Origin of the sequence: Nocardiopsis trehalosi NBRC 14201, assembly GCF_001552555.1 — a bacterium.
In the GTDB taxonomy this organism is placed as follows: domain Bacteria; phylum Actinomycetota; class Actinomycetes; order Streptosporangiales; family Streptosporangiaceae; genus Nocardiopsis_B; species Nocardiopsis_B trehalosi.
In genome coordinates this window covers 1-7,981 of sequence record NZ_BCRK01000232.1, presented here as the reverse complement: position 1 = coordinate 7,981, position 7,981 = coordinate 1, and the positions used below count along the sequence as shown (strand labels likewise).

The window sequence follows — 7,981 nt, the reverse complement described above, 5'->3', positions numbered from 1 at the left end:
ACCGCCGCTACTCCCGCTACCAGCTGCGGCTCGCGTCCCGCGCCCGCGAACTCGTGGACGAGGGCACCCCGATCGAGGCCGCCTGCAAGATCATCATCCTCCAGGACCAGTTGGAGGAGGCGCTGCGGATCAACGAGGAGCTGCGCGCCGCCGAGCGGGCCGACGGGGGGAACGCCACCACCGAACCGCCGGCGTCGACCTGAGGCCCGGGCCGGCGCGGACGGCCGCCGCGCGGTGGCGGCCCCCGGCGCGTGCGCGTCGTCCCGGCGGGCCGTGCAGGCCCCCGGCCCCGCTCTCCGTCACGCCGCCACCCTCGGGTGGCCGATTCCGGCGCCACGTTCCGCGTCCGGCCGGACACGCGGTTAGGGTTCCGCCATGCCCGATCGCGTGCACACCCCCCTGCGCCCCGGCGATCCCGAACGCATCGGCCCCTACCGGCTGCGCGCCCGCCTGGGCGGCGGCGGGATGGGCGTCGTCTACCTCGGCCGCTCCCCCGGCGGCCACACGGTCGCGGTGAAGGCGGTCCACCCCGATCTGGCCGACGACCCCGCCTTCCGGCGGCGCTTCACCACCGAGGTGCGGGCCGCCCGCAAGGTCGGCGGCTTCTACACCGCGCAACTGGTCGACGCCGACCCCGAGGCGGACCCGCCGTGGCTGGCCACCGCCTACATCCCCGGGCCCTCGCTGCACGACGCGGTGCGCGACCACGGCCCACTGCCCGCCGACTCCGTCGCCGCGCTGGGCGCGGGCCTGGCCGAAGGGCTCGCCGCGATCCACGCCTGCGGCATCGTGCACCGCGACCTCAAACCCGGCAACATCCTGCTCGCCCACGACGGGCCCCGCGTCATCGACTTCGGGATCGCCCGCGCCCTGGACGCCACCTCCCACACCCGGAGCACGGCGGTCATCGGGACGGCCGCGTTCATGTCGCCCGAGCAGGTGCGCGGGGAGCGGGTCGGCCCGGCCTCCGACGTGTTCGCCTTCGGGTGCGTCCTGGCGTACGCCGCCACCGGCCGCAGCCCGTTCGGGGACGGCCCCGCTGTGGTGGTGGTCCAGCGCATCGCCTATGAGGACGCCGATCTCACCGGTGTGCCCGACCCCTTGGCGGACCTGGTGGCGTCGTGCCTCGCGAAGGAGCCCGAAGGGCGCCCCACCCCGGAGAAGCTGCTGCGCCGGCTCGCCGCCGGTGACGCCCCGGACGAGCGGCGCGCCGATCATGGCTGGCTGCCCGACGGGCTCACCGAGGTCATCGCCCACCGCACGCGCGCGGCCCGCACCCTGGTCGATTCGCGCACGGAGGAACCGGCCCGGCCGGCCCCGGAACCGGAGCGCCGCACGAAGCGCGGGCGGGCGCAGCGGCCGAACCTCCGGGTGGGCAACCTCGGGGCGCACCCGTTGGAGGTCGTGGTCGACGGCGCCGCTGTGGGCCGGGTCGGCGCGGCCGCGACCACCGCCTTCTCCGTCGAGCCGGGCACCCGGCTCCTCCGGGTGGACGCGGCCGGGCGCAGCAGCGCCGCCCGGCGCATTGAGGTGGGGGCCGACCGGTGCGCGGCCGTGCTCTTCGACGTCCCTCGGGGCGCCTCGGTCCCGGAGCCGGTCGAGACGGTGACGTTCGCGCGGGGGCGGGCGGCGACCGCCGGCGCCAGGGCGGCGTACGGGGCGATGCTCGTGGCTGCGGTGGCATGCGGCGCCCTCGCCGTGATGGGCGCCGAGGAGGCCGCGTTCCCCCTCCACAAGGTGCTGCTGATGCTGGTCGGACTCGCCCTCGCCGCCGGCGCGGTGTTCGGCCTGCGCGGCTGGTCCGCCCACCGGCCCGACTCCCTCACCCTGCGCAAGCGGAGCCTGAAGTTCTCCTTCGGCGACGCGGCCGAGCGGGCGGTCCGCTGGGACGCCTTCGACCAGGTCAGCGTGGTCGGTAACGGGCGCGATGCGGAACTCGTCCTGTGGCCGCGCCGGGACCGCCCGCTGTTCGACCCGCTGCCGGGCCGGAGCGTCCAGGGCGGCACCGCCCTCTGCCCGCTCACGCGCGTGGGTGTGGTGTCCGACGCCGACCGCGCCCGGTTCCGCGCCGCGCTGCGGTGGTTCGCCGGGGACGTGCACGTCGACCAGGGCGCATGAGCCGCCGCGCGGCCGCGCCGCCCGGTCAGAGGACGGCGGCGGCCAGGGCGAGCGTCGCGGCCGACAGCAGCAGGAACGGCGCCGGGTACACCACGTCGGCGTAGCAGCGGCCGCGCAGGACGGCGGCGACGGCGCCGATGAAGTAGGCGGTCAGGGCCGCCGCCGCGAGCGCGCCGAGCGGGCGGACGGGGATGCCGGCCAGGAGCGCCAGCCCGCCCGCGACCTTGGTCCAGCCCAACGGGACGATCCAGGTGTGCGGGATGCCGTACCGGGTCATGTTGGCGAGGACCCAGCGGGCCCGCATCAGGTCGGGGACGGCGGCCCCGAGGGCGGCGGCCGCGGTCACGGCCGCGACGATGGCGTAGACGGTCGCGGTGGTCACGCGAGGTCCTTCCGGTGGCGGGGAGGGGTGCGCCGGAGCGGTCGCCGCACGGGGCGGCGGGCGGGCCCGGCGGTCTCCCTCCACCTTCGGCGGGCGGGCCCGCGCGCGTCCAATACCGGCTTCCATAACCTGATGGCATGGATGTGGACACACGGTGGGTGCGGACGTTCGTCGCGGTCGCCGAGGAGGGCAGCCTGACCCTCGCCGCGGAGCGCCTGTTCGTGTCGCAGCCGGCGCTGACCAAGCAGGTCCGCCGGCTGGAGGAGCGGTTGGGGGTGCGGCTGTTCACCCGGTCGCGCGAGGGCATGGCGCTGACCGAGGCGGGGCGCGCGTTCGCGGAGCGGGCGCCCGCTCTGCTGGCCGGGGTCGACGGCGCGGTGCGCGCGGCCAGGGGCGCGGAGCGGCGGGCGGCGCGGGTGCTGCACGTCGGCTTCATCGCCAGCGCCGCCAACGAGGCGACCCAGGACATCATCGCCGCGTTCGGCCGGGTGCGGCCCGAGTGGGGGGTGCGGTTGCGGCAGGCGGCGTGGTCGGACCCGACCGCCGGGCTGGCCGACGGCGGGGTCGACGCCGCGCTGGTGCGGCTGCCCTTTCCCGGGCAGGAGGCGTTCCGGGTCGACGAGCTGCTCGCGGAACCGCGCTGGGTGGCGCTGCCCGCCGGGCACCGGCTCGCCGGGCGGGAGCGGATCGCGTTCCGGGAGTTGTGGGACGAGCCGTTCGTCGCCGCCCCCGCCGGGACGGGCGCGTGGCGCGACTTCTGGCTGGGCGCCGACGAGCGTGAGGGGCGGCCGCCGCTGGTCGGCGCCACCACCGACCAGCCCGACGAGTGGCTGAACGCGATCGCCAGCGGGTTCGGGGTCGCGCTCGCCCCCGCGTCGTCCGCCCGGTTCTACGCGCGGCCGGGGGTGGTCTACCGGCCGGTGACCGGGCTCTCCCCCAGCCGCGTCGGCGTCGCCCGGCCGCGCGACGCGCATCCGGTGGTGCGCGACTTCGCGCGCTGCTGCCGGGAGGCGGTGGGCGGGGGCGGGCCGGGAACCGCTGCCGACGGGGTTCCGTAGCCGTCCGCCGCCGGTTCCCCGGGGCCCGGCGCGCCGGTGGCGGGTCCCCGGTGGCGTACCGGCCCCAGGTCCCGCCCGGCGCGCCGAGCGGGCCGGGGATGGTCGTGTTCGCGTGGTGCTCGCGGGCCTGAACGCGGCGGCCCCGCCGCTCAGGTGCACGGTGGGGCGAAGCGGGCGAACAGGGGCGGGGATGGCGCACGGGACGGCGGAGAAGCGGGCGGCGGTCCCGCGAGGTTGCCGGAGTGTGTCGACGGCGCGGGCCGGACGGCCGCGTGGCCGACGGGGGCCGAGGTGCTGTCGGCGGAGGACGCGCTCGCACTGGTGGTCTACTGTCGACGGTCACCGAAATGCCAGCGGAACGAGCATGAGATGTCAGTGACTCCCCGTGACCGGTGACGCTTCCGGGCAGGCGTCGGTGTGCGCGCCGCCGCCGTCCTGGCCACCAGGTCCGCGCCGTCGACGTGGCCGGTCGCCCCGCGCGCGGGGCGCTCCTACGGCCGGGGGTGGCCGCGTTCGGCGGCCGACTGATCCCAAGGAGCCACCATGCGTCGGACCGTTGTGTCGCTCGCCGCCGTTGCGCTGGCCGCCGGGACCCTGGCCTTGGGCGTGGCCGCCCCCGCCCACGCCCAAGGGGTGTACGACGAACGCGCGGCTGGGTCGAGTCCGAGACACTCGCGCCGATCTGGAGCGGACGGGCGGCGGCCCGCCCTCTTCCCCTGGATCGGCGCACCGGGTTCCCTCGACCGGTACACATCGCACCGCGATTCGCCGGTGCGGTAGTCGGCGGGCGCCCTCCCTCCCGGGAGGGAGGGCGCCCGCTCTCGCGGGGGAGGCGCGGACCGGGGCGGAAGGCGGAGGGTGGCCGCATGACGACGAGACGATTGACGGTCGGCGCCGGATGGTCGATGGTGGCCATCGCCCTCCTGCACACCCTGGTCTTCCTGCCCCACCCCTACTGGGGCGAATGGCTCACCGGCGGGCTCCACGGGGGCGCGGCCACGGCGGAGTCCTACTCCACGTTCTGGGCGCTGCCCGGGGGCTTCGTCGCCCCTCTGCTGCTGCTCGGCCTGCTGGTGGTGCGGATGGGGCGGCGCGGAGAGCGGGCGCCCGCGTACATGGGCTGGGTGGTGGGCGGCTGGGTGGTCGGGTGCGTGCTGCTCATCGGGCCCAGCGGCTTCCTGACGGGCCTGGTCCCGGCCGGGCTGCTCATCGCCGCGGACGTGTCCGCGCGGCGCGGGGCCTCCCGGCGGGAGGGGCCGGTTCCGGCGCGGCACTGATCGGCGCCGACCGCCGACGCCGGCCGCCTCGGCCCGGTGCCCGGCCGCCCGCCGGGCGCGCGGTCACCGGTGGGCCGACGCGGTGAGGCGCCGCAGGGCGGCGTGGGCGGGCGGGCCCCAGGTGGCCTTGCCCCCGGGGCGGCCGTGGACGCCGGCGTCCCCGACGTGGATGCCGCCGAGCGCGCGCAGCACCGCCCAGCCTCGGGCGCGGCGCAGGGTCGCGGCGTCCGGGGTCGGCCGGTAGGCGCGGTGGAAGCGGTCGGCGGCGCCGTCCGGCAGGAGGGTCCACGCGGCGGCGAGGTCGACGGCGGGGTCGCCGGCGAACAGGTCGCCGAAGTCGATCACGCCGGAGAGGGTGCCGTCCGCCGTCACCACGTTGGCCGCGTGCAGGTCGCCGTGGAGCCACAGGCGCGGCCCCGGCCATTCGGGCGCTGCGGCGGCGTCCGCCCAGACCGCGCGGACGGCGTCCGGGTCGCGGACCAGGCCGCGTTCGACGGCCGAGGCGAGTTCCCGGTCGAGGTATCCGGCGGTGTCGGCCAGCGGGCCGCCGCGGCCCCGGCCGGCGGGGGCCTCGTCGGGAGCGGGGCGGTGCAGCGCGGTCAGGAAGGCGGCGAGGGCGTCGGCCGCCTCGGCGGCGCGTGTGACGGGGGCGCGGTCGGCGGGCTCGCCCGGAACCCAGGTGGTGACGAGCCAGGTGCGCGGGAAGCGCGCGGAGGGCTCGCCGAGGCGCTGCGGGACGGGGACGCGCAGCGGGAGGCGCGGGGCGAGGGCGGGCAGCCAGGCGTGCTCCTTGCGCAGTAGCGCGTCGGCGGACGGCGTCGCCCAGGGCAGCCGGACGGCGAGGTCGCCGCCGAGCCGCCACACCTGGTTGTCCCAGCCGCGCGCCGCGAGCCGCAGAGGGCGGTCGGCCAGGTCGGGGTGCTGCTCGCGCAGGAGTTCCCGGATCAGGTCCGCCGTGAGGTCCGTTCCACCGTCCGTCATGCGCGGCAACGGTAGTCGAATCGGCTCCGGGGCGGGTGGTTCCCGTCGCGCTCCGGCCGCCCGGTCGGTGGAGGGGCGCGGGCCGGGCGCCCGCCGGGGGCGGCGCCACACGGTCCGCGTTACCTCCGAGGTCATCGCCGCGCCCGCCCGCAGCGGGGGAGAATGGCCGCTCCGCGTCAACGGGACGCGGTGCCGATGGAGAGGCTGTTCATGACCATTGCCGCACCCCAGGACACGCGCGCCGTCGTCGGGGAGCTGCTGCGCAGGATCGGCGAGGGCGACCCCGAGCGGATCGCCGCGATGTACGCGGAACGGAGCGACTGGCGGCTCGACTGGCCGGAGGGCGAGCACGGCCGGGCGGCCACGCCGTGGATCCGCCACCGCTCCACCCGGGCCGACGCGGCCGCCCATTACCGCGAGATCGCCGCGCACCACGTGCCCGAGGACGTGGCGACCGAGGTCGAGCGCGTGCTGGTCGACGGCGACGACGCGGTCGTCCTCGGCGAGATCCGCCAGACCGCCCGCACCACCGGGCGCCCGTACCGGGCGCGGTTCGCCCTGCACCTCACGGTCGAGAACGGGCTGGTGACCCGCCACCACGTGTACGAGGACAGCCTCGCGGTCGCCCAGGCCTTCGCGGCGGACGGCGCGTAGCCCCACCCCGCCCCGGGGCCGGGCCGGCATCGGCCGGCACCGGGGCCGTACGCCCTCGGCCGCCCCTGGTCGCCGTCGGCCGCCCCCGTCCACAGCCTGTGGACAGTCCTCTTCCGCGTCGCACACCGTCGGCCCGCAGCGGGGCGGGCACCCGACCGGAGGGCCCTCCGCCGGGGTGCGAGGATGGGGGCCGGATGACCGACCCGCCGCCCTCCCGCCTCCTGCGCGCCGCGGTGTTCGCCGCGGTGTGCGTCGGGGTGTCCGCGACCGGGCACACCGTCACGGCCGGGGCCGCCCCGCCCGTCGCCGGGCCCGCCGCCGGGTTCGCGCTCGTATTCGCGGTGGCGTGGGCGGCGGCACGCACCGAGCGCGGGCTCGCCGCCGTGTGCGGGTGGATGCTGTGGGGCCAGGCGGCCCTGCACGTCCTGTTCTCCGCCGCCCCCGCCGACGCGCTCGGCGGTCCCGCCGCCCACCACACCGCTCCGGTGCTCGCCGCCGACGCGTCCGGGGGTCCCGGGTGGGGCATGATCGCCGCCCACGCCGCGGCGGCGCTGGTCAGCGGGTGGTGGCTGCGGCGCGGTGAGGCCGCCGCGTTCTCCTTCGTCCGCTACGTCCGCACGCTGCTGTTCCCGCTGCGGCTGCTCACCCCGTGGTCCCCGTCGCCGGTGGCGGCCGGCGGCCCGGTGGCGCCCGCCGACGCGGGCGTCCGCCCGTCGCGGGTGCTGCGGCACGTGGTGTCGCGCCGCGGGCCCCCTCCCCTCCTCGTCTGACGCCGTCCCCCGCCGCCGCGCCGCAGCGCGCCGCGGCGGCGTCCCGCGCGCCCGCGCGCCGGGGCGCCCCCACGCGAACGAGGAGAGACCATGCCGACCCCTGCCCTGACCATGCCCGGACCCGTGCGGCGGCGGCCGCCGGCCCCCGGCACCGACCCGCTGGCCCCGTTGGCGCGGGCCGCCGCCGACGGCGTCCCGGGCGCCGCCGCGGAGCTGATCGCCGCGACGCGCGGCGACGTGACCCGGTTCATCGCCGGGCGGACCGACCCCGACTGGGTCGAGGACCTCACCCAGGAGACGTTCATCCGGGCGCTGGGCAGCCTGCCCCGGTTCACCGGCCGGTCGTCGGTGCGCACGTGGTTGCTGAGCATCGCCCGGCACACCGTGGTCGACCGCTACCGGGCGCGGGCCGCCCGGCCGCACACGACCCCGCTGCCGGAGGGCGCCGACCGGATGGCCCCGGCCGGGGGCGCCTTCGAGGAGGAGATCGCGCTGCGCGACCTGCTGGGCGGGCTGGCGGAGGCCCGGCGGCGGGCGTTCGTGCTCACCCGGCTGGAGGGGTTCTCCTACGCCGAGGTGGCGTCGATGACGGGGGTGCCGGTGGGCACGGTCCGCTCCCGGGTGGCGCGGGCCCGCGTCGACCTGGTGGCGGCGCTGCGCCGGGCGGAGTCCGCCGGGTGACGGCGGCGCGGGCGGGCGGTCTCCAGGGCCGCCCGCCCGCGCCCGGCGCCCGCCCCGCCC

Annotated in this window: 8 protein-coding genes and 1 pseudogene; 7 read left to right on the top strand and 2 right to left on the bottom strand. The window is 78.3% G+C overall.

The genetic code is table 11. From position 1 onward, the window contains the following. Positions 1 to 203 (top strand): annotated as a pseudogene (locus NT8_RS25630) (MerR family transcriptional regulator); the annotation flags it as partial. Between the two features lie 172 nt (positions 204 to 375). Continuing rightward, entirely contained in the window at positions 376 to 2,118 is a 1,743-nt protein-coding gene (locus tag NT8_RS30495; RefSeq protein WP_067974897.1) for a serine/threonine-protein kinase, read from the top strand. 25 nt (positions 2,119 to 2,143) lie between these two features. On the opposite strand, the gene NT8_RS25620 is transcribed toward NT8_RS30495, so the two are convergent. Then, positions 2,144 to 2,500 (bottom strand): DoxX family protein, encoded by a 357-nt coding sequence (locus tag NT8_RS25620; RefSeq protein ID WP_245646333.1) that lies wholly within the window; start codon positions 2,498 to 2,500, stop codon positions 2,144 to 2,146. Between the two features lie 137 nt (positions 2,501 to 2,637). Between NT8_RS25620 and NT8_RS25615 the strand changes: the two genes are divergently transcribed. Next, positions 2,638 to 3,558 carry a LysR family transcriptional regulator gene (locus NT8_RS25615; RefSeq protein ID WP_067974896.1) on the top strand — a complete coding sequence of 307 codons (921 nt, stop codon included), beginning with the start codon at positions 2,638 to 2,640 and terminating at the stop codon, positions 3,556 to 3,558. Between the two features lie 866 nt (positions 3,559 to 4,424). Beyond that, positions 4,425 to 4,835 carry a DUF6463 family protein gene (locus NT8_RS25610; protein WP_245646332.1) on the top strand — a complete coding sequence of 137 codons (411 nt, stop codon included), beginning with the start codon at positions 4,425 to 4,427 and terminating at the stop codon, positions 4,833 to 4,835. A 63-nt stretch (positions 4,836 to 4,898) separates the two neighbouring features. On the opposite strand, the gene NT8_RS25605 is transcribed toward NT8_RS25610, so the two are convergent. Next, the gene (locus NT8_RS25605) at positions 4,899 to 5,816 is read right to left on the bottom strand and encodes a phosphotransferase (protein ID WP_067974890.1); all 918 of its coding nucleotides are present in this window, start codon (positions 5,814 to 5,816) and stop codon (positions 4,899 to 4,901) included. 210 nt (positions 5,817 to 6,026) lie between these two features. On the opposite strand from NT8_RS25605, the gene NT8_RS25600 reads away from it, so the two are divergent. The 3 genes from NT8_RS25600 to NT8_RS25590 all read left to right on the top strand — a co-directional run bounded on the left by NT8_RS25600 (position 6,027) and on the right by NT8_RS25590 (position 7,921). Beyond that, on the top strand, positions 6,027 to 6,470 hold the full coding sequence (locus NT8_RS25600; protein WP_067974888.1) for a nuclear transport factor 2 family protein: 444 nt from the start codon (positions 6,027 to 6,029) through the stop codon (positions 6,468 to 6,470). A gap of 194 nt (positions 6,471 to 6,664) precedes the next feature. After that, positions 6,665 to 7,240 (top strand): hypothetical protein, encoded by a 576-nt coding sequence (locus NT8_RS25595; protein ID WP_067974885.1) that lies wholly within the window; start codon positions 6,665 to 6,667, stop codon positions 7,238 to 7,240. 90 nt (positions 7,241 to 7,330) lie between these two features. Then, the gene (locus tag NT8_RS25590; protein ID WP_245646331.1) at positions 7,331 to 7,921 is read left to right on the top strand and encodes an RNA polymerase sigma factor; all 591 of its coding nucleotides are present in this window, start codon (positions 7,331 to 7,333) and stop codon (positions 7,919 to 7,921) included. The last annotated feature ends 60 nt before the right edge of the window (positions 7,922 to 7,981 follow it).

Bases quoted from the DNA above. Each gene is read 5' to 3' on its own strand.
- NT8_RS30495 (WP_067974897.1), top strand. From the start codon at position 376: ATGCCCGATCGCGTGCACACCCCCCTGCGCCCCGGCGATCCCGAACGC.
- NT8_RS25615 (WP_067974896.1), top strand. From the start codon at position 2,638: ATGGATGTGGACACACGGTGGGTGCGGACGTTCGTCGCGGTCGCCGAG.
- NT8_RS25610 (WP_245646332.1), top strand. From the start codon at position 4,425: ATGACGACGAGACGATTGACGGTCGGCGCCGGATGGTCGATGGTGGCC.
- NT8_RS25605 (WP_067974890.1), bottom strand. From the start codon at position 5,816: ATGACGGACGGTGGAACGGACCTCACGGCGGACCTGATCCGGGAACTC.
- NT8_RS25600 (WP_067974888.1), top strand. From the start codon at position 6,027: ATGACCATTGCCGCACCCCAGGACACGCGCGCCGTCGTCGGGGAGCTG.
- NT8_RS25595 (WP_067974885.1), top strand. From the start codon at position 6,665: ATGACCGACCCGCCGCCCTCCCGCCTCCTGCGCGCCGCGGTGTTCGCC.
- NT8_RS25590 (WP_245646331.1), top strand. From the start codon at position 7,331: ATGCCGACCCCTGCCCTGACCATGCCCGGACCCGTGCGGCGGCGGCCG.